The organism is Paenibacillus sp. FSL R7-0128, from assembly GCF_038002245.1.
Classification (GTDB): domain Bacteria; phylum Bacillota; class Bacilli; order Paenibacillales; family Paenibacillaceae; genus Paenibacillus_AQ; species Paenibacillus_AQ silagei.
This window is the reverse complement of record NZ_JBBOCD010000001.1, coordinates 514,276-532,803: the sequence shown is the minus strand read 5'-3', so window position 1 is coordinate 532,803 and position 18,528 is coordinate 514,276. Positions and strand designations below refer to the sequence as shown.

The window sequence follows — 18,528 nt, the reverse complement described above, 5'->3', positions numbered from 1 at the left end:
TTCAATATAATGCGATCATAGCACCATAGACGGACCTTTGCTGCAATAATTTTCACCCTTTACCCGTCCTTCAAAAGATTGTTCAATTTTTTATAATTAAAAGTGTGCTTATTGTGACAAATGACATGTTTTTCAATCTTTGTTTGACGTATTGTAAAGGCTAGATATCCGGAAGGAAGTATTCCAAACCGTGCGGATAAGCCCGTACGATTAACAATAGAGGTGGAGAAGCATGATACAATCCTATGAACGCGATACTCAGTTGACCCTGCATTTGTACAGAGTTTTTGCCAAGTCCTTCAAGAGCATTAACGAGCATGCTGTAACCGGCAGCAAGATCGAAGGCTTCAACCCGACCGCCTTCGCAGTCATGGAGGTTCTCTATTACAAGGGACCGCAGCCGATCCAGCAGATCGGTGCCAAGCTGCTGCTGCAGAGCGGCAACGTTACTTATGTGATCGACAAGCTGGAAGAACGCGGCTACCTGCAGCGCAAGCCTTGCCCCAGTGACCGCCGTGTTATTTTTGCCGAGCTGACTACCGAGGGCGAACGCCTAATGAACGAGATGTATCCGAAGTACTCGGAGCGCCTGCATCTGGCCTTCAGCGGACTCAGCGACGAAGAGAAGGAACAGATGATTGTGCTGCTGAAGAAGATGGGCCTGCAGGCCGAGAAGCTCTCCCCGCTCCCGCGCAAATAAGGGTAGTTGAGGAATCGGCGGTTGTGAATCTATTCACTAATTAAGCCAATGTAGGGGTTGTTCCAAAAAGCAGGTAACGGCTGCTTGGAACAGCCCTTTGTTTTGAGCAGGATCAGGCGTAAGCAGCTTGTAAGGAGCAGCTTTGTTGCACATCTTGCAGGATTCCTTTATAAAAGTTACTGACTGAAGCACAATGTTGCATTATTTGCACAAATTCCGATGTTTAGAGCAAGTTAGCGCTAAATTTGTTGCATTTCCTGCAGGATTTCAGCATAAACCGCTCCTACGGGGCAATATTCTTGCACTTTTTGCAAGATTTCTCTATAATCCACAATAGAAGAAAATCATAGTTCCCTAAATAAACACAAAAAATCGCTCGTTCTGGTAAATGGAAGATCCGCCATCCATCCCCAAAGGAGCGATTTTTGTATGTTCAAGCCCTCACTCGATAAATCTCCTAATCAGGACAATCCGTGCTAAGACTTGAAGCTTAACGCTTCGATGGTGTATTTACTTCCTGTATGGAAGGCACCCCTTGGTCAAGACGCACCGAGATTACCAGGGAGATCACAGCGAACACTGCCATCACGATGAACAGGGAGTGCAGACCGCCCTCCAGCGCACCTTGCAGACTGCTCCAGGCTTCCTTAGGCAGCACGCTTCCGCTATGCGGGTTAAGCAGCTGGTTAATATCTGCGCCGGAGGCGGCTGCCCCCGGCTGTTCCGCCAGGCTCCGGTCAATACTGAAGTTCAGCCAAGAGCCGAAGATTGCCACCCCCACCGTCTGCCCGAGTGAGCGGGTGAAGGTGTTCAGCGCCGTAGACGCACCGCGCTGCTCATGCTGCACCGAGGACTGGGCGATAATGGTGAAGACGGTCGAGGCATAGCCGAAGCCCACCCCGCAGAATAGCATCAGCACCAGAAGCAGCAGCTGCGAGGAGTCTGCATTCATCAGCGTAAGCCCCACGGCTGCGATAACAATCAGCGACAGGCCGAGCATTCCCGTACGGCGCGTGCCTGCACGCAGAATCATCCGCCCGCCCGCGATGGAGCCCAGCATCCAGCCGACCGACATCGGTGCCAGGAGCAGGCCCGAGAGGGCGGCGCTTTTGCCGAATACGCCCTGCACCCACAGCGGAACATACGTAGACAGGCCGATAATGAGCGTGCTGACCAGCAGATTCGCACCTGTAGAGACTGCAATATTACGGATGGAGAACAGCTCCAGCGGCAGCATCGGCTCGGCGGCCCGGCGCTCCACGAACAGGAACACCACCAGCAGCAGCACAGCCGCCAGGAGAATAGCCAGCAGCAGCGGAGAATTCCAGGGCAGACTCTGCCCCCCAGTCGTCAGGCCAAACAGCAGCGCCCCCATTCCCGCAGCGAACAGCAGCACTCCGGCTACATCGATCTTCGTCTTGCGGCGGACCTTCTCTTCCTTAAGATAACGCGAGATGAAGATAATCGACAGCAGGCCGAACGGCAGATTGAACACGAATACCCAGCGCCAGCTTAAGTAATCCACTACATAACCGCCAAGCAGCGGCCCGACCAGCGAAGAAATCCCCCACACTGAGCTAAGCAGCCCCTGCGTCTTCGCCCGTTCCTTCAGACTGTAGATATCTCCGATAATGGTAAAAGTCATCGGAATCAGCGCCCCCGCACCGATCCCCTGAATCCCCCGGTAAATAATCAGCTGCTGCATACTCTGCGAGACTCCGCATAACAGCGAGCCTGCGAGGAAGACTACGGCGCCGCCAATGAACACGGGCTTCCTTCCGATCAGATCGCTCAATTTGCCAAAAATCGGCGTGGTCACTGCCATCGCCAGCAGATAAGCTGTAAAGATCCAGCTCAGCCACTGCATCCCCTGGAAATCCCCTACGATGGCCGGCCCCGCCGGACCCGTTACCGTCCCTTCAATCGCTGCCAGAAATGTAGCCAGCAGTACGCCTGTCAATATTAACTTCCGCTGCTTGTCCCCCAGTGAACTCAATGAATCCATACCTTCTCTCTATGTTCTCTCTCCTGCGCCCGTATCTCCTTGCAGCAGGGAATACATCACTACATCCTGATAGCCCGATGCTGTATGCCGGTATTGCCGCAGCAGGCCTTCCTGCCGGAAGCCAAGTCCTGTGAGCAGACGCTCTGCCCGAAGGTTGCCCGGATGGCACAAGGCTTCCAACCGGTTCAGCCCCATGCTCTGGAAGCCGAACGCAAGCGCAAGCGTAAGCGCTTCCTGCATGTACCCCTGGCGCATGGCTGCCGGTGACAGCTCGAAGCCGATCTCTCCCCGGTAAGCGCCTTGAAGCTGCCAGTGGTTATAGCCGCAGCTGCCGATGACAAGGCCTTCCGGCCCCAGGATGCTCCAGCGCAGGCTCTCTTCCTCCACCGCCCACTCCGCCAGCAGGGCAATCAGTGCTTCCGTATCCTCCACAGAGGACAGAGGCGGGCCATCCAGCCAGGGCGCTACTTCCGGATGGCTCCAAATCGCGAACAGCGCCTGTGCGTCCGCCGGCAGCATCGCCCGCAGACGTACCCTCCGTCCGCTTAATTCCGGGATAACCCCCCCGCACACATACATGTCCCCGTCCCCTTTCAACCCTATCAGTATACATCTTATTCTGCCCGGACGGCGTATTTACCTGTCACTCCCGCTTATCCATCACAAATAGCGTCTGCCCCCATGGCTTGCCGCCACACGGTCAGACGCTGTACCTTATCCCTAATGTTATATTCCATTCGGTGCAGCTACGTTCAGACTTAACCCGAAGCACCCGCTGCCTTAACTGGCTTAAGCACTTCGGTGCACAGTACACCAAGCTTGGCCTGAATGGCTTTGAACTCTTCGATTCCTGTTCCCGTGACACTATAAGCGTCGCCATGGGCGGTGAGGAAATTCTCCTGGGTCAGCCGTTCCAGCTCCTGTTTCACTTCGCGCTCCGCCACCCGATACCCCAGGTTCTCCAGCTCCGGCAGCATTTCCGTTAGTGTCAGATCCTTCTCATGTGCACAATATAGCATATGGATTCCAATAAACAAGTTCTGTACGTCGGCGCGCATGTTTCACTCCTTCTGGCTACTAGCCTGCTGTATTTATAAAAGCATTACCCTGCCCTGAGTTCCCGGAAACATCCCCGCTTAAGTAATCCTTTCTTCTTCCTCTTCTTCCACTAAGCGGTAAAACCTGTTAATCCCCCGTTAATGCTTGACGTATAGCGCTTCACTGTACTATCTTGATAGTTAACAGTTATGGGATTCATACTGACTCAAGGTACAGGAAGGTGATGCTTCATGTTTCAAGCCATGCCTTATGATGGCACTCGCAGCGAACGGTTCGAAGCCGTTCTCAGCCAGCTCGGGGCACTGATGGAGGGTGAACCGAACGCCATTGCCAACTTGGCCAACGCTTCGGCGCTGTTAAAGCTCTCTCTGCCGGACACCAACTGGACCGGTTTCTACTTGTACGACGGCACAGAGCTGGTGCTCGGCCCCTTCCAGGGACTTCCGGCCTGCATCCGGATTCCGCTGGGCCGCGGTGTCTGCGGAACCGCAGCCGCCGAGCGCCGCACGCTAGTGGTCGGCGATGTTCATGCCTTCCCGGGGCATATTGCCTGCGATGCTGCCTCTAACAGCGAAATAGTTGTTCCTCTGGTCAAAGGGGACACCCTCTATGGCGTACTGGATATCGACAGCCCGCTCAAGCACCGCTTCGACGACGAGGAGCGCCGCTTCCTCGAACGGTTCGCAGCCATGGTATCCGAGGTGCTGTAAGGCTAGCCTTCATCATCAGCAGCAAGTAAGTCCTGAACCGCAAAATACCCCCACAAAGTGGAGCTTAGCTTTGATGATGACTCAGGTACTTTGCGGGGACCCCAAAACATATCAATTCTTATGTACCAAAGAAGCCGCCCAACGCAGGAGTTTTTCCTGGATAGGGCGGCTTTTGCTTTGCTGTTCTGATTATACCGACTGGAGCTGCGGCTATGAAGCTGCAGCCTGTACCGATGGCGTTACAGCCGGACTGGATCGATATGCCAGATCTCGGCGGCGTAGCGGCTAATCGTATTGTCGCTGGAGAATTTGCCGGAATGGCCGATATTGATGATGGACTTCTTCAGCCATTCCTTCTGGTTCCGGTAAGCCAGGTCAATCTTGACATGGGTCTCCACATAGCTGGCGAAATCCTTAAGCACGAAGAATTCGTCATTGTTATCAATCAGCGACTGAAAGAGTGTATCGAACTCCTGGGCATGGGAGATGAAGGGGCCAGGGACGATTAGCTGATCCAAGACTTCTTTTACCCGGCCGTCGCCATTATAGATATCGCGGGCGTGGTATCCGCCGTACTGGTAATAATCAAGTACCTGCTCTGCCCGGAGGCCGAACAGGAACATATTATTGTCCCCTACCATCTCATGCATCTCCACGTTAGCCCCGTCCATGGTTCCAATCGTCAGCGCACCGTTCATCATGAACTTCATATTGCCGGTACCAGAGGCTTCCTTACTTGCCGTGGAGATCTGCTCGCTAACATCGGCGGCCGGAATAATCTTCTCCGCCAGCGATACCGAATAATTCTCCAGGAAGAAGATACGGATCTTCCCGTTAATGTCAGGATCTCGGTTCACAACATCAGCCACCGTATTGATCAGCTTAATGATCCGCTTGGCCAGATGATAGCTTGGAGCAGCCTTGGCACCGAAGATGAAGGTCCGCGGCACGATATTAATGGATGGATTATCCTTAATTTGATTATATAAATGCATAATATGAAGCACGTTCAGCAGCTGGCGCTTATAGGCATGCAGGCGCTTGACCTGTACATCGAAGATCGAGTCGGGATCTACCGCAATACCATGCTTTTTCGTGATATATTCAGCCAAATGCAGCTTGTTGCGGCGTTTGATGGCGGCCACCTGCTCCTGGAAGGAGGCATCCTCACTGTATTTGATCAGTCCGATCATCTCCTGGGGCTGATGCATCCAGCGGGTGCCAATGGACTCGCTGATCAGTCCGGCAAGCTCGGGATTGGCATGCTGCAGCCAGCGGCGGTGCGTAATGCCGTTGGTCTTGTTATTGAAGCGGTGCGGATACATCTCGTTGAACAGCCGCATCTCACGCTTTTGCAGAATCTCCGTATGCAGCGCCGCTACACCGTTCACACTGTGGCTGGCGACAATCGCCAGATGTGCCATCCGTACCTGATCGTCATGGATGATCGCCATCTGATTGATCCGGTCCTGGTCTCCGGGATATTTACTCATCAGCTCGCCGCAGAAGCGGGCGTTAATCTCCTCAATAATCAGGAAGATGCGCGGAAGCAGCTCTCTGACCATGCCGATCGGCCACTTCTCCAGTGCTTCGCTCAGAATGGTATGGTTGGTATACGACACCATCCGGGTAGTCATGCTCCAGGCCTGATCCCAGCCCAGATGATAGACATCCATCAGGATGCGCATCAGCTCAGGGATCACCAGCGTAGGATGAGTGTCATTGATATGCAGAGCTACCTTGTCAGGCAGGCTGTCAATCGGCAGCCCCGTCTTGGCGAAGGTCCGGATAATACTCTGCAGGCCGGCACTGCACATGAAGTACTGCTGCTTCAGACGAAGCAGCTTGCCTTCGTACTGGGAATCATCGGGATACAGGAATTCAGAGATAGATTCCACCGAACGCTTGTATTCCAGGAACTTGTGATAATCCGTACCGCCCTGAGCGCCGAAGACTCTCGATGGCTGGGTGATGGACTCGGCACTCCAGTTCCGCAGCGTGTTCACATGTCTGCGGTCTGCACCGATAACCGGAATATCATACGGAACCGCCCGTACAGCTTCATAATCTCTATGCTCGAATACAAGCTCTTCGTTCTCCCAGCGGGTGTCCACATGTCCCCAGAAATGCACCTCGACCTGTTTGTCCTCGCGGCGTACTTCCCACACGTTGTCATTCTGCAGCCAGTAATCGGGCAGCTCCACCTGATAGCCGTCTACAATCTTCTGCTCGAACAAGCCGTATTTATAACGGATACCGCAGCCGTGTCCCGCATATTGCAGGGATGCGAGCGAGTCCAGGAAGCAGGCGGCCAGGCGGCCCAGCCCACCGTTGCCCAGACCGGCATCGGCTTCCACCTCTTCGATATCCTGCAGACAGAAGCCCAGATCCGCGAGGCCCTCACGGACAACCTCCAGCACGCCCATATTCAGCAGGTTATTACCCAGCAGCCTGCCGATCAGGAATTCCATGGAGAAATAATATACCTGCTTATCCTTATCGATCTTGAACTTCTGATTGGTGTCCGCCCAGTCCTTACCGGCACTCTCCCGGATCATGTTGCCGAGAATATTATAGATGTCGGCGTTCGAAGCTTCTTCAAGCGGCTTGCCTAATTTCCCGATGAGTTTCTCACGGAACACTTGTTTGAAAGTCTCTTTATCGTTGAACAACAGCAGGTTCCTCCTTACAGATGCATGTATTGGTTGAAAATAGTGCCTATTACAACACTGGATCAGAAGAAATGCCCCGAAGTGGCACATTCCCCCTGATCCAGATATTATATCTTGCTGCTCTTGGCTATGACAAATGGACGCCTGCTGTCTCCAACGAGTATCCGGTCTTTGCTGAGATGCACATCTTTGTCCATGATCACATTCTCAATCACGGCATTCTCTTCAATCACGCATTTCTGCATAATCACAGAATTAATAATTCTCGCACCCTTACGAATCTGTACGCCCCGGAAAATAACGCTATTCTCCACCGTCCCGGCGATTACACAGCCGTTGGCCACCAGCGAGTTGCTGACCGACGCACTATCCAGATAACGGGTAGGCGCCTCGTATTTAATCTTGGTCTGCACCGGATTCTCTTTGAACAGGCCAAAGTAATTCTCCTGCTTCAGCAGCTCCAGACTGTTCTTATAGTAACTCTCCAGCGAATTGATAACGGCATGGTAACCCTTATATTCATAGGCGGAGATTTTGAATTTGTGGCGGTTCTTCTGAATGGCATCGCGGAAGAAATAGCTCTCGCCATGGGCAATGCAATGCTCCACCTGCTCCAGGAACAGTTTCTTCTCCATAATGAAGATGTCCAGATACACATTCGGATGATGCTTCTCATGGTGAATATTCGTAACGAGGTTGTCGTCATTAAGCTCGACCCGCAGACACGGATCATGCTCCGGCTGAAGCTCGTCAATCTGCTTGTAGACCATCGTTACATCCGCGCCCTGCTCCAGGTGATACTGATAGAGGTCCTGCAGATCCACCGTGTTAATGTGCTGGCTGCCGGAGAAGACGATGTATTTGGCTGAAGCCCTTTTGAAGAAATCCAGATTGTTATGATAATGCTGCAGGTCTCCCAGGGAGGTGTCCGTAGGGTCATTCCAGTCTGGCGGCAGGATGAACAGTCCGCCGTGCTTACGGTTCATATCCCACGATTTGCCGTCACCGAGATGATCCATCAGCGACCGGTATTTGCGGCGGACGAACAGTCCCACGCTCTCCAGCTCTGCACGCATCATGTTGGACAAAACGAAATCAATCAGCCGGTACCGGCTGGCGAAGGGGACCGCTGCCCCGCAGCGGAAATAGGTCAGTTCATTTAAATTATCCAATTCATGATCAAGATTAATTACACCCATAAGCTCTTTCATCGGAATCCCCCGCCCTCTTGTGGTTATATGGTTTTGGCTGCTACAGATTTGAGCTTCTTGCTTCGTTTGTCGATCAGCAGAATTTCATTCTCATTCTCCCGGTCGACGCCGATTTCCATATTATCCTCAATGACCGTGTTCTGACTGATGATGGCTTTATGAATTCTCACGTTCTTGCCGATCTTCACCTTGGGCATAATGACAGAGTCGGTGATGACACTGCCTTCGCCCACTTCAACCCCGTAAAAGAGGACAGAGTGCTTCACCTCGCCATGCACGATGCAGCCCTCATTAATGATGCAGCTCGATACCTTGGCTCCCGGTGCCACATATTGTGCGGGCTGATTCGGATTACGGGTGAAGATTCTCCAGCCGGTATCGTTCAGATTCAGGGGAGGCGTATCGCTCAGAAGATCCATATTCGCTTCCCACAGACTGTCTACCGTACCTACATCTCTCCAGTAGCCTTCAAAAGGATAAGCGTACAGGGATTGGCCTTCACCCAGCATCATCGGAATAATGTCCTTACCGAAGTCATGGGATGATCCGGCGTTCTCCCCGTCCTCAAGCAGATGCTTGCGCAGAACATCCCATTTGAAAATATATACCCCCATAGAAGCAAGTGTGCTCTTAGGCTGGGCCGGCTTCTCTTCGAACTCGTAAATCTTCAGATCATCTTCCGTATTCAGTATGCCGAAGCGGCTCGCTTCCTCCAATGGAACGTCAATGACCGAGATGGTGCAGTCGGCGTTCTTGGATTTGTGATATTGCAGCATGGCATGATAATCCATCTTGTATATATGGTCTCCCGACAGAATTAACACATGCTCCGGATCGAATTGATCCACGAACTTAAGATTGCGGTAAATGGCATCCGCCGTTCCCCGGTACCAGCTGCTTCCATTCTCCCGTTCATGCGGAGGCAATACGAATACGCCGCCATCCTTGCGGTTCAAATCCCAGTCGCTGCCGACTCCGATATACGAATGCAGCACCAGCGGTTCATATTGTGTCAGCACACCCACGGTATCGATGCCCGAATTCGAGCAGTTACTTAGGGGGAAGTCGATGATCCGATAGGTTCCTCCGAAATAAACAGCCGGTTTGGCAATCGATTTGGTCAAACTTTTTAATCTTTTCCCTTGGCCTCCCGCCAATAGCATGGCTACCATCTCTTTTTTCTTCATGGAAGAGCCTCCTTGACTTATGGGTAATGGAACATGTAATAAATTAGGTTGAATGAGTGATGCTGTGAAGTTAGACCTAAGTAAATACCCTAAAAAGAAGTGTTGTGAAAAGATGTAGCCCAAAAGAAATGCAGAGACAGGATGAATACGGGTGATACGGGGAGGAAAACAGCTGATCGGGACATATTACCGGTTAAGCCGAATCAAAAGCAAAAACCAGGTTGTATCCTTTATTCTAATAGTGTTCTATACCCGCCGTCAAAACCCTTTATTGCCCGCCTTAAACTGAGTAATTTCTAACTATATTTCATATTCATGGCGCGATAAATCACTATAATTAGATTAATATGATTAACCGCAATCAGCGCGAATGAATCGAAGGTTTGGCTCCAAAGACCTATTTTCAGCAAACCTTCAACCTGTAGCTTCAAACTATGGACATACTATACTTACTTAATTACTGGATATGGAGGAATTGCTAATGAAAGCAGCCCAAGGTGTCCGGCTACTCCTGGTGGATGATGAGCCTCATATCCTTCAGTTTCTGGAGCTGGGCCTAATTAACGAAGGCTTTGAGGTACAGACCGCCGCCGATGGCGCTGAGGCCCTGGCAGCAGCGGCCGACTTCAAGCCGCATGTCGTTATTCTCGATGTGATGATGCCCGGCATGGACGGATTCGAGGTCTGCCGGTGCCTCCGCGCTGAGGAAGCAGAGGTGGCGATCATTATGCTGACCGCGAGGGATGAGGTGGACGACCGCGTCACGGGCCTGTCCCTGGGCGCAGATGATTACATGGTGAAGCCGTTCAGCTTCGAGGAACTGCTGGCCCGGATTCAGGCCCGGCTGCGCAACCAGTTCCCCGGCCTGCTCGGCGAGGTCCGCTGCGGCCCCTTCCGGATTGACGGCCGCCGCAAGGAGATCCGCCATAAGGAGGAGGTGCTGGAGCTGTCTCCGACCGAATATGAGCTGCTGCAGTATCTGGTGATCAACCACGGACTGGTCCTGAGCAAGCCGATGATTCTGGACAAGGTGTGGGGCTATGACTTCGGCGGAGAGGAGAATATCGTGGAGGTCTATATCCGCTCCCTCCGGGAGAAGCTCGGCGACAAGGAGCACCGGATCATCCGCACCCTGCGCGGGGCGGGGTACCGGGTGGATCTGGTATGACTGCCCGGACCCGTAGATTCACGGGCAGATTCCATGCTCCGCGTTCCCTGCGCAAGCAGCTGCTCGTCACCTCGCTGTTCATTCTCTCAGGATTGCTTATACTGATCGGCACACTCCAGTATGTACTCATGCGAAATTTCATATACAGCAACCGGGCAGAGGCGATGGAGACCCAGATACGCTCTGTGCCATTTGAAATCTTCAATAATGCAGGTAACAGACGACCCGGAGGAGACCGTCGTCCCCTGCTGCTGGACGCCCATACTACCCTCGCTATCTACAATCAGGATGGCGGCTTCATGGATTTGAAGGAAGAGACTCTGTCCGCTTCGCCTGCACCGAGAATGAGTAATGAGGCTTATGACCAGCTGTTGAAGCTCCCCCAGGACAAGAGGGGCGGGAATTACCAGTTGATTACCGCCGGGGATGGCAGCGGACATCTGGCTGTCTTCATGAATCTGGGCAGGCCCGGTGCTGCCCGGATGCTTCTGCAGATGACAGTGGAGACCGGACCGCTGAGGGATGTCATCCTGCAGCAGCTGCTTATCTTCGGCGCATTGTCGGTAGCGGCTCTGCTGGCCGGGCTGCTGCTGTATTTGCCTACGCTGCGCAAGACGCTGGTCCCCTTATCCAACATGGGGCGTTCGGCCCAGATTATCGATGCCGGCAACCTGAATGTGCGGTTCCCCGAGGAGCAGGGCCAGCTTGAGATCGACCAGCTCTCCCAGTCCTTCAACGGCATGCTGGAGCGGCTGGAGATTTCGTTCAAGAATGAGCGGGAGGCGAAAGAGCAGATGCGCCGGTTCGCCGCCGATGCTTCCCATGAGCTGCGGACGCCGCTGACGTCCATCTACGGCTTCCTGGAGGTGCTGCTGCGCGGAGCTGCCGATAACCGGGAACAGCTCTACAGCGCGCTCAGCAGCATGCACGGTGAAGCCAAGCGGATCAACAAGCTGGTGGAGGACCTGCTTCTGCTCGCCCGGATGGACGGTGCCCCCCGGCTGCAGGTCAAGCAGGTACTGCTGGGCGAGCTGATCGACGACATGCAGGCGCAGCTGCGGGTACTGGCCGGAGAGCGGCAGGTCGTCTTCGACCTGGCCTGCGGCATCCAGTGCCTGGTTGATCCTGACCAGATCAGACAGGTTCTTCTTAATCTATTCCACAATGCGGTTCAGCATACCGATGCGGTCAAGGGCATCATCCATATATCTCTGCACGCCGCAGGAGAACTGGCAGAGCTGACCGTGAAGGATAACGGCTCCGGCATCTCTGCGGAGCATCTCCCGCATGTCTTCGACCGCTTCTATCGCAGCGATTCCTCCCGCACACGCAAATACGGCGGCTCCGGGCTTGGATTATCGATTACGAGGTCCATTGCCGAAGCGCATCACGGAGAGGTGACAGTATCCAGCGCTCCGGGTGAGGGCGCTGCCTTCAAGGTCTCCCTTCCATGCCTGCAGGATTAGCCAATGAGCTGTAAATAGCGATATAATAGTAGGCAGGAATGAAGCGAGTTTTGCTAAGTGAATTAATGAGGTTTATGCTATCAAAACTTAAAGCATATGCTTCCGAAGTGAGTTTTGCGAAGTGGTTCCATGAGGGGTTATGCTATCAAAACTTTTAGGAGGGTATCTCATGTACGAAATCGCCATTATCGGAGCCGGTCCTGCCGGTGCAAGCGCAGCCCTGTTTGCTGCCAAGGCCGGCAAAAAAACACTGCTGATTGACAACGACAAAGGTATGACCCGCAGAGGATGGTATGAGAATTATTACGGAATTAGCGAGATCGGCGGACCTGATCTGGTAGAAACCGGACATAAGCAGGCCGTGAAGTTCGGGGCCGAGCTGGTTGCCGGACAGGCGACCTCACTGGAAGCCAGCGGTGAGGGCTTCGTCATCGGGACAGAGAGCGGAGCTGCTTATGAAGCTAAGCATGTCGTGCTGGCGACAGGTGTTCTGACGGATCTGGCTGCCGCAGCCGGGGTAACGACCAAAGAAGGTACGGAGCCAAGAATCAAGACGGTGATCGCCGCCACACCGGAAGGCAGAACCAACATCAACGGAATCTGGGCCGCCGGAACCGTTGCCGGAATGAGTGTCCACGCGATTATCACTGCCGGGGACGGCGCCAAGGTTGCCGTTAACATTATCAGTGAGCTGAACGGCGCACGTTATGTCGATCACGATTTGCTGAAGGCTTAGCAGATACAGCTGTTACATAAGAACCGCCTTTCCTTTTTGGAGGAGAGGCGGTTTTTTGATGTGGAAGGAATATGGTTATTTGTTGAGACTGGCGACTCTCTGCTCCTGCGCGCTCTGCTGCGGCCTGCCGCTGTAGAATTCCTGAACGATGTAGAGGGGACGGCCCTTCGATTCATCATAGATCCGTCCGACATACTCCCCCAGAATACCCAGCATGAGCAGCACGAACCCGTTGAAGGTCAAGGTGATCCCGATCATCGATGCCCAGCCCTTCACGGCCGCATCCGTAAAGAGCGCCAGATACAGCACATACATCAGGTACAGAAACCCGGATACGGACAGCAGTGCTCCAAGAACACCCGCCAGCTTCAGCGGCTTATAAGAGAAGGAGGTAATCCCGTCCAGCGACAGCTTCAGCATCCGTCTGAATGGATATTTGGTCTCTCCGGCCAGACGCTCCTCCCGCTCGTATTCTATCGCCTTCTGGCGGAATCCGACCCAGCTGACCAGACCGCGCACGAAGCGGTTCTTCTCCGGCAGACGCTTCATCTCATCGCAGACTCTGCGGTCCATCAGGCGGAAATCACCGGTGTCCACCGGAATGGAGATATCTGTTGAATAACGCAGCACCCGGTAAAATAAGCTGGCTGTCCACTTTTTAAACAGGGACTCTCCGTTTCGCTTGATCCGCTTGGCACACACGACCTGGTAGCCTTGCTTCCACTCCGCAATCATCTCCGGAATCAGCTCGGGCGGGTCCTGGAGATCCGCGTCAATGATCACGACCGCATCGCCCAGCGCATAATCCATACCTGCGGTAATAGCGACCTGATGCCCGAAATTGCGGGACAGATCGATCAGCTTCACACTTTCATCCCAATAGCTGTATTCCTCGATCATCTGCGCGCAGTTGTCCGTGCTGCCGTCATTGACGAAGATCAGCTCGTAGGGCTCGCCTGTTATGCCCATTACTTTTTTGATGCGCCGGTAGGTCTCCTGAATAACAGCCTCTTCATTGAACATCGGTATTATAATGGAATAGCGCACTTGAACACTCATGGGCAGCTCCTCCTTAAAAGTAGTAAGGAAGCGCGCCGGCACACGGCCGGATATACGCGCTTCCTGATCTCCTGCTCACGCAGGTTAGTTCAGGGTGATCTCGTACAAGGTTCCGGCATTGCCGCTGTTCTGCGTTCCCTGCCAGTCTGCGGCCGGAACCTCCGTCCCGTTCGCGGTAATCCATTCCGTAATCTCCGAGCTGCCGCCGCCCCGCATCCCGCCCATGCCGCCGCTGGTGACCAGGAAGTACTTCACTTGCCCGCTCTCTACAAGCTCCTTCAGAGTGGCTGGGGTGTAGGGCGTATCTGACGCATTGAAGCCGTTCAGGATGACGACCCGCTCCCCTTCGTCGATGATATACGGGCCTGCCGTTCCATAATCCATCGCTGCGAACAGATATTTCTCGCCGGTATTATGCTCCTTGAGATAGGTCAGCAGAGACTCATTGATACCGGCAGCGTTATTCCTCCCCCCCATGCCGCCCATGTTGGCTATGTCGGGCATGTTGGCTATGTTGGGCATGTTGCTCATTGCCCCCATCCCGAAGGGGCTGCCGCTATCCGGTCCTGCTGCTGGAGTCATGCTATTATTTCCATAGACAATCGGTGTAAATGCCCAGTAGAGCGGGCCAATCAGCAGCACCAGGAACCCTGTTACCGCAGCAGCATGTAGCCAGGAATGCTTACCCCGTACCGCCTTCAGCAGCCGCAGAATTATTAGCACTACTGTCATTGCAATACCTGCTGCCAGTATGCCCACGGACCAGCCGCTGCCGATGGTATCGTCATACGGACGGATAATGTACACCTCAAGCACCGTTGTAGCCAGCACCGCTGCGGGCAGCAGCCAGGACAGCCAGTCCTTCCGTTCCTTATAGTAGCTCCAGAGCTGAGACCAGCCTGCACCTGCCAGCGCCGCCACCGGCGGAGCCATCATAATCAGGTAGTACTGGTGGAAGAAGCCGGCAATGCTGAAGAATCCCATGACCGGAACCAGCCAGGCCAGCCAGAACAGGGCTTCCTTATGCTGCCGGGTGAAGCTCCTGCGGCGCAGGCTGGCCAAGATCCCGATGCTGCCAAACAGCACGAACGGCAGCAGCCAGCTCGCCTGGCCGGACAGCTCCTGCTGGAACAGCCGCAGCGGACCGGCAGTGCCTGTGTTGAACATGCCGCCGCCGTTCATCCCTCCGCGTCCGTTCGGGCCGCCGAACCCGCCGAATCCGCCTTCCGCTCCTTCTCCGCGCCGTCCGCCGTCCTGACCGCCCGGCACCATTCCGCCACCGCGTCCGTCCTGGCCTGGAGCAGTCCCGCCGCTGTCACGGCTCTGATTGTCCCCGGCGGCGGAATCACGGCCGGTCGTCGTCCCTTGCCCGTCTGCGCCCCCTTGCCCGCCAGCTCCATCCATGGGCGGGAATTCACCACTGAATTCCGGCATTTCCCCGTTCATTCCGGGCATACCGCCGTCGAAGCCGCCGCCCCCGGCTCCTCCAGTGCTGCGGTCACCGGTCAAGCGGGACACACCGTTATAGCCAAAAGCCAGATTAAGCACTGAATTGGTGCCGCTGCTCCCGATGTAAGGCCGCTTATCTGCCGGAATGGAATCGACAATTACAGCCCAGGATAGAGACACTGCCAGCAGTACGGCAGTGCAGGCTGCAAGGGTGCCGGTCTTCTTTTTCCAGTTCACCTTGGCTGCCAAAAGATAGAATAGATAAAAAGCCGGAAGAACCATATAAGCCTGCAGCATCTTCTCATTGAAGGCGACACCGATAAGCCCGAAGGCGGCGAGCAGGCTACCCGGCCGGTGGGTCCGGGTGCCTCTGAAGAGAAACCATGCTGCCAGCAGTAGAGTGAATACCAGCAGCGCATCAATATTGTTCGTCCGGCTTACCGCCGCTGCTACCGGGGTAGCCGCCATAACGAGCGCTGCAAGCCGTGCCGCCGCCCGTCCGAAGGAAGGCTTCACCAGCAGATAGACTAAGAGTACCGAGCCTACACCGCCGAGCACCTGCGGCAGAATGACACTCCAGCCATGCAGGCCGAAGACCAGTGCACTTAAGGTCTGCAGCCAGAAGGTTACCGGCGGCTTATCAACTGTTACAGACCCTGCTGAATCCAGGGAAGCGAAGAAGAAGTTATGGAAGCTCTGCAGCATGCTGCCCACTGCGGTTGTATAGTACGTATTGGCATATTGGTCATTCCAGATTCCGTATCCGTACAGGACGGCTGCCAGCAGCATAATCATTACCAGTACAACATCGGTACCCGGCCTCTTCAGTATTTTCATCGTTTGATCCACTCCGATTCGTTCATTTCTTAGGTGTATTATGGCATCCGTACCTTAACCGGCAATGAATGCCCGCTGAATGTTTGCTGAACGTGCCGGACACGCCAAATACCCCACCAAGTGATATATCCTGGTGGGGTATTTGGGAGAGCAACTATTTCCTTTACGGCTTACGGGCCAGCGCTGCTACCTTGTTCAGGGTGTTCCAGTTGCGCGCGGTAAGCGCCGTTCCCAGCAGCTTGTCGAATGACACCTTGAACAGCGGCGACTCGCTCACACTCACTTCATAGAAGGCATACAGCTCCCTGCCGATCACCCGCACCTTATCGGCTCCATCCTCATAGGGACGGAGCTTCTCCAGTGCTTCAGCAGCTGGCTCCGCTGCCAGAAACGAGACGTACAGGCGCTTGTAGGCTTCCGGCTCACTCTGCGGGAACGGGTTGCCAGCAATGGCCGCCTCCAGCTCCTCCAGAGAACGGATGATTACAGGCACCTCAAAGCCGAAGGTCTCCTGAATCCGCTGGCTGATGGTCCCGGCAAGCCCGGAAGCGGAGGCTCCTTCACTCTCGAACACAACGTTGCCGCTCTGAATGTAGGTGCGTACATGCTCATATTTAAGCGCTTCGAACATCGCCTTCAGTTCTTGCATCTTAATGATTTTGTTGCCGCCGACATTAATGCCGCGCAGTAAGGCAATGTATGTATTCATCTGCGTTCCGCCTTCTCTATATCATCTATTATTCTGTTGCCCGCAGCGCTATGCTCTCATGCGTCTGCGGATCTCGCGGACCAGCAGTTCCTTCTCGGGAACCGGAAGTCCTTCAACCAGCCGTGCGGCTGCTACCGGCAGTATCCACGGGTTGATATCTGCAAGCGTCAAGCCTGACAGCTTCAGATATCTGCGGACATATTGCGCGGTCAGCCGCTTCCTGGCGAACCCTAAGAACCCCTTAGTGAACACAGAAGCCGACTCAGGCACGGACCCGATACTGAACATGATCACCGAACGTGCAACATCTGCTGCAGGATTGCCGCGGACACCGGTCATCCAGTCTATCACCCACAGCTTGCTGTCCATCAGGATGTTGTCCGGGTGAAAATCTCCATGACACAGCTTCTCCCCGTCAGGCAGCTGTGCGAGCCGGGACAGAATCTGCGTCTTCTCCTCCGTCTCAAGCATGGGCGCGGCGATAATCTGCTGCTCCAGCCGCTGCTTCTGCGCACCTGCTTCGCCCATGCCATCGAGCTGATGAAGGCTATGATGCAGGCCGGCCATCTGCTTGAAGCCGCTGAAGTTCAGCCACGGCTTCCGGTTCATCTGCTGTAACAGGGTAGGACCGGCGATCTGCTGATACACAATTCCCGGTCTGCCCTCTACCACTACCCGCTCATGGGGCTGCGGAGTAGCAACACCTTGTTCATAGACCCATTTACTGAAACGGTATTCTAAGTCCACATGCTCTTCCGGAACGTCATCGCGGTACAGCTTAAGAATCTTTCCTTCCCCGTACTCCAGCACTTCCGCCGTTCTGCCTTGACCGATTACCTTCCCCTGCATATCAAGCCCTCCAGGCTAATCCAGACTGATCCGCGAGTAAATGCTCTCATCTCCCTTTATAGTGAATCGCGGAAAAACTCATGATAGAAATTAATAATAACCAGCAGCACAGCCAGTGATTCGTTGACGCTATCCACTTCCAGAGCGTGGTTGGCATCGTCAATCCTGTATACCCTTACCTGCTTCATGCTGCTAAGCTCGGCAGGATGCTGCCCGGTGAACATCGGGTCACTCCCGCCATAAATTACACTGCCCCGGCTCTGCCGTATGAACGGAAGGCTCTCGGGAACAGGGGTAAGGAACAGATGCGAGACCTTCTCGCCCACTCCGGGCTCCGACGCAACCTTACCCGCAATAATCGTCCCCATACTCTTGCTGATGAACAAAAGCTGCTCGTAGTCGGGAAGTGAAGCAAGCGCAATCTTGCATTCCTCGGCAACAATATCAATCTCCTCGCGCTTGAAGGATACTCTCGCAGCCTGGTAGCCGTATTCAAGCAGCAGCAGGTCACAGCCGTATTCCCGGGCCAGCTTGCCCGCATAATCCAGCAGCGGCCGCTCGGCGGAATAATTCTGTCCCGGAAACACCACAGCCAGCATCTTGGAGCCTTGCGTAATAAGCTTATGTCTGACCTCTCTGCCCCAATGTGAGGACATTACAATGCTGGATACGCTCATCTATCATCCACGCCTTTCCTACCTGTTCTATGAG

At 54.2% G+C, this 18,528-nt stretch carries 16 protein-coding genes; 5 read left to right on the top strand and 11 right to left on the bottom strand.

The window, feature by feature from the left end; all coding sequences use genetic code 11:
- Nucleotides 1–232 precede the first annotated feature (232 nt).
- Nucleotides 233–700, top strand: coding sequence for a MarR family winged helix-turn-helix transcriptional regulator (locus NST26_RS02280; protein WP_036722277.1), 468 nt, complete (start codon nucleotides 233–235; stop codon nucleotides 698–700).
- 490 nt (nucleotides 701–1,190) lie between these two features.
- Here NST26_RS02280 and NST26_RS02275 read toward each other — a convergent pair whose 3' ends face one another.
- The 3 genes from NST26_RS02275 to NST26_RS02265 form a co-directional block, all read right to left on the bottom strand.
- Nucleotides 1,191–2,705: an MDR family MFS transporter gene (locus NST26_RS02275; RefSeq protein WP_036722274.1), complete on the bottom strand. Its 1,515-nt coding sequence runs from the start codon at nucleotides 2,703–2,705 to the stop codon at nucleotides 1,191–1,193.
- A gap of 9 nt (nucleotides 2,706–2,714) precedes the next feature.
- Nucleotides 2,715–3,284: a GNAT family N-acetyltransferase gene (locus NST26_RS02270; RefSeq protein WP_340956353.1), complete on the bottom strand. Its 570-nt coding sequence runs from the start codon at nucleotides 3,282–3,284 to the stop codon at nucleotides 2,715–2,717.
- Between the two features lie 179 nt (nucleotides 3,285–3,463).
- Nucleotides 3,464–3,763 (bottom strand): hypothetical protein, encoded by a 300-nt coding sequence (locus NST26_RS02265; protein WP_036700151.1) that lies wholly within the window; start codon nucleotides 3,761–3,763, stop codon nucleotides 3,464–3,466.
- A 231-nt stretch (nucleotides 3,764–3,994) separates the two neighbouring features.
- Here NST26_RS02265 and NST26_RS02260 point away from each other — a divergent pair, with 231 nt between their 5' ends.
- Complete coding sequence (locus tag NST26_RS02260; RefSeq protein ID WP_036722270.1) at nucleotides 3,995–4,474, top strand: GAF domain-containing protein; 480 nt, start codon at nucleotides 3,995–3,997, stop codon at nucleotides 4,472–4,474.
- A gap of 239 nt (nucleotides 4,475–4,713) precedes the next feature.
- On the opposite strand, the gene NST26_RS02255 is transcribed toward NST26_RS02260, so the two are convergent.
- The 3 genes from NST26_RS02255 to NST26_RS02245 all read right to left on the bottom strand — a co-directional run bounded on the left by NST26_RS02255 (nucleotide 4,714) and on the right by NST26_RS02245 (nucleotide 9,544).
- The gene (locus tag NST26_RS02255) at nucleotides 4,714–7,146 is read right to left on the bottom strand and encodes a glycogen/starch/alpha-glucan phosphorylase (RefSeq protein ID WP_209877890.1); all 2,433 of its coding nucleotides are present in this window, start codon (nucleotides 7,144–7,146) and stop codon (nucleotides 4,714–4,716) included.
- Nucleotides 7,147–7,253: 107 nt separating this feature from the next.
- Nucleotides 7,254–8,357 carry a glucose-1-phosphate adenylyltransferase subunit GlgD gene (glgD, locus tag NST26_RS02250; RefSeq protein WP_036722265.1) on the bottom strand — a complete coding sequence of 368 codons (1,104 nt, stop codon included), beginning with the start codon at nucleotides 8,355–8,357 and terminating at the stop codon, nucleotides 7,254–7,256.
- A 23-nt stretch (nucleotides 8,358–8,380) separates the two neighbouring features.
- On the bottom strand, nucleotides 8,381–9,544 hold the full coding sequence (locus tag NST26_RS02245; RefSeq protein WP_036722262.1) for a glucose-1-phosphate adenylyltransferase: 1,164 nt from the start codon (nucleotides 9,542–9,544) through the stop codon (nucleotides 8,381–8,383).
- Between the two features lie 481 nt (nucleotides 9,545–10,025).
- Here NST26_RS02245 and NST26_RS02240 point away from each other — a divergent pair, with 481 nt between their 5' ends.
- The 3 genes from NST26_RS02240 to NST26_RS02230 all read left to right on the top strand — a co-directional run bounded on the left by NST26_RS02240 (nucleotide 10,026) and on the right by NST26_RS02230 (nucleotide 12,914).
- A complete protein-coding gene (locus NST26_RS02240; RefSeq protein WP_339253325.1) occupies nucleotides 10,026–10,712 on the top strand; it encodes a response regulator transcription factor in 687 nt (228 codons plus the stop codon).
- Entirely contained in the window at nucleotides 10,709–12,178 is a 1,470-nt protein-coding gene (locus NST26_RS02235) for a sensor histidine kinase (RefSeq protein WP_340956359.1), read from the top strand. Before NST26_RS02240 ends, NST26_RS02235 begins: the two co-directional genes overlap by 4 nt.
- A 169-nt stretch (nucleotides 12,179–12,347) precedes the next feature.
- Complete coding sequence (locus NST26_RS02230) at nucleotides 12,348–12,914, top strand: FAD-dependent oxidoreductase (protein WP_340956361.1); 567 nt, start codon at nucleotides 12,348–12,350, stop codon at nucleotides 12,912–12,914.
- A 75-nt stretch (nucleotides 12,915–12,989) separates the two neighbouring features.
- Here NST26_RS02230 and NST26_RS02225 read toward each other — a convergent pair whose 3' ends face one another.
- From NST26_RS02225 to NST26_RS02205, 5 genes are all read right to left on the bottom strand, one after another.
- Nucleotides 12,990–13,973 carry a glycosyltransferase family 2 protein gene (locus NST26_RS02225; protein WP_340956365.1) on the bottom strand — a complete coding sequence of 328 codons (984 nt, stop codon included), beginning with the start codon at nucleotides 13,971–13,973 and terminating at the stop codon, nucleotides 12,990–12,992.
- 84 nt (nucleotides 13,974–14,057) lie between these two features.
- Entirely contained in the window at nucleotides 14,058–16,259 is a 2,202-nt protein-coding gene (locus NST26_RS02220; protein WP_340978395.1) for a glycosyltransferase family 39 protein, read from the bottom strand.
- Between the two features lie 163 nt (nucleotides 16,260–16,422).
- Nucleotides 16,423–16,968, bottom strand: coding sequence for a DUF1697 domain-containing protein (locus tag NST26_RS02215; protein WP_340956371.1), 546 nt, complete (start codon nucleotides 16,966–16,968; stop codon nucleotides 16,423–16,425).
- 48 nt (nucleotides 16,969–17,016) lie between these two features.
- Nucleotides 17,017–17,817 (bottom strand): phosphotransferase family protein, encoded by an 801-nt coding sequence (locus tag NST26_RS02210; RefSeq protein WP_340978394.1) that lies wholly within the window; start codon nucleotides 17,815–17,817, stop codon nucleotides 17,017–17,019.
- A gap of 56 nt (nucleotides 17,818–17,873) precedes the next feature.
- Nucleotides 17,874–18,494 carry an alpha/beta hydrolase gene (locus NST26_RS02205; protein WP_036722244.1) on the bottom strand — a complete coding sequence of 207 codons (621 nt, stop codon included), beginning with the start codon at nucleotides 18,492–18,494 and terminating at the stop codon, nucleotides 17,874–17,876.
- Between the last annotated feature and the right edge of the window lie 34 nt (nucleotides 18,495–18,528).

Coding starts and splice junctions, on each gene's coding strand:
- NST26_RS02230 (WP_340956361.1), top strand. CDS start 12,348: ATGTACGAAATCGCCATTATCGGAGCCGGTCCTGCCGGTGCAAGCGCA.
- NST26_RS02270 (WP_340956353.1), bottom strand. CDS start 3,284: ATGTATGTGTGCGGGGGGGTTATCCCGGAATTAAGCGGACGGAGGGTA.
- NST26_RS02225 (WP_340956365.1), bottom strand. CDS start 13,973: ATGAGTGTTCAAGTGCGCTATTCCATTATAATACCGATGTTCAATGAA.
- NST26_RS02235 (WP_340956359.1), top strand. CDS start 10,709: ATGACTGCCCGGACCCGTAGATTCACGGGCAGATTCCATGCTCCGCGT.
- NST26_RS02220 (WP_340978395.1), bottom strand. CDS start 16,259: ATGAAAATACTGAAGAGGCCGGGTACCGATGTTGTACTGGTAATGATT.
- NST26_RS02240 (WP_339253325.1), top strand. CDS start 10,026: ATGAAAGCAGCCCAAGGTGTCCGGCTACTCCTGGTGGATGATGAGCCT.
- NST26_RS02275 (WP_036722274.1), bottom strand. CDS start 2,705: ATGGATTCATTGAGTTCACTGGGGGACAAGCAGCGGAAGTTAATATTG.
- glgD (WP_036722265.1), bottom strand. CDS start 8,357: ATGAAAGAGCTTATGGGTGTAATTAATCTTGATCATGAATTGGATAAT.
- NST26_RS02265 (WP_036700151.1), bottom strand. CDS start 3,763: ATGCGCGCCGACGTACAGAACTTGTTTATTGGAATCCATATGCTATAT.
- NST26_RS02210 (WP_340978394.1), bottom strand. CDS start 17,817: ATGCAGGGGAAGGTAATCGGTCAAGGCAGAACGGCGGAAGTGCTGGAG.
- NST26_RS02280 (WP_036722277.1), top strand. CDS start 233: ATGATACAATCCTATGAACGCGATACTCAGTTGACCCTGCATTTGTAC.
- NST26_RS02215 (WP_340956371.1), bottom strand. CDS start 16,968: ATGAATACATACATTGCCTTACTGCGCGGCATTAATGTCGGCGGCAAC.
- NST26_RS02205 (WP_036722244.1), bottom strand. CDS start 18,494: ATGAGCGTATCCAGCATTGTAATGTCCTCACATTGGGGCAGAGAGGTC.
- NST26_RS02245 (WP_036722262.1), bottom strand. CDS start 9,544: ATGAAGAAAAAAGAGATGGTAGCCATGCTATTGGCGGGAGGCCAAGGG.
- NST26_RS02260 (WP_036722270.1), top strand. CDS start 3,995: ATGTTTCAAGCCATGCCTTATGATGGCACTCGCAGCGAACGGTTCGAA.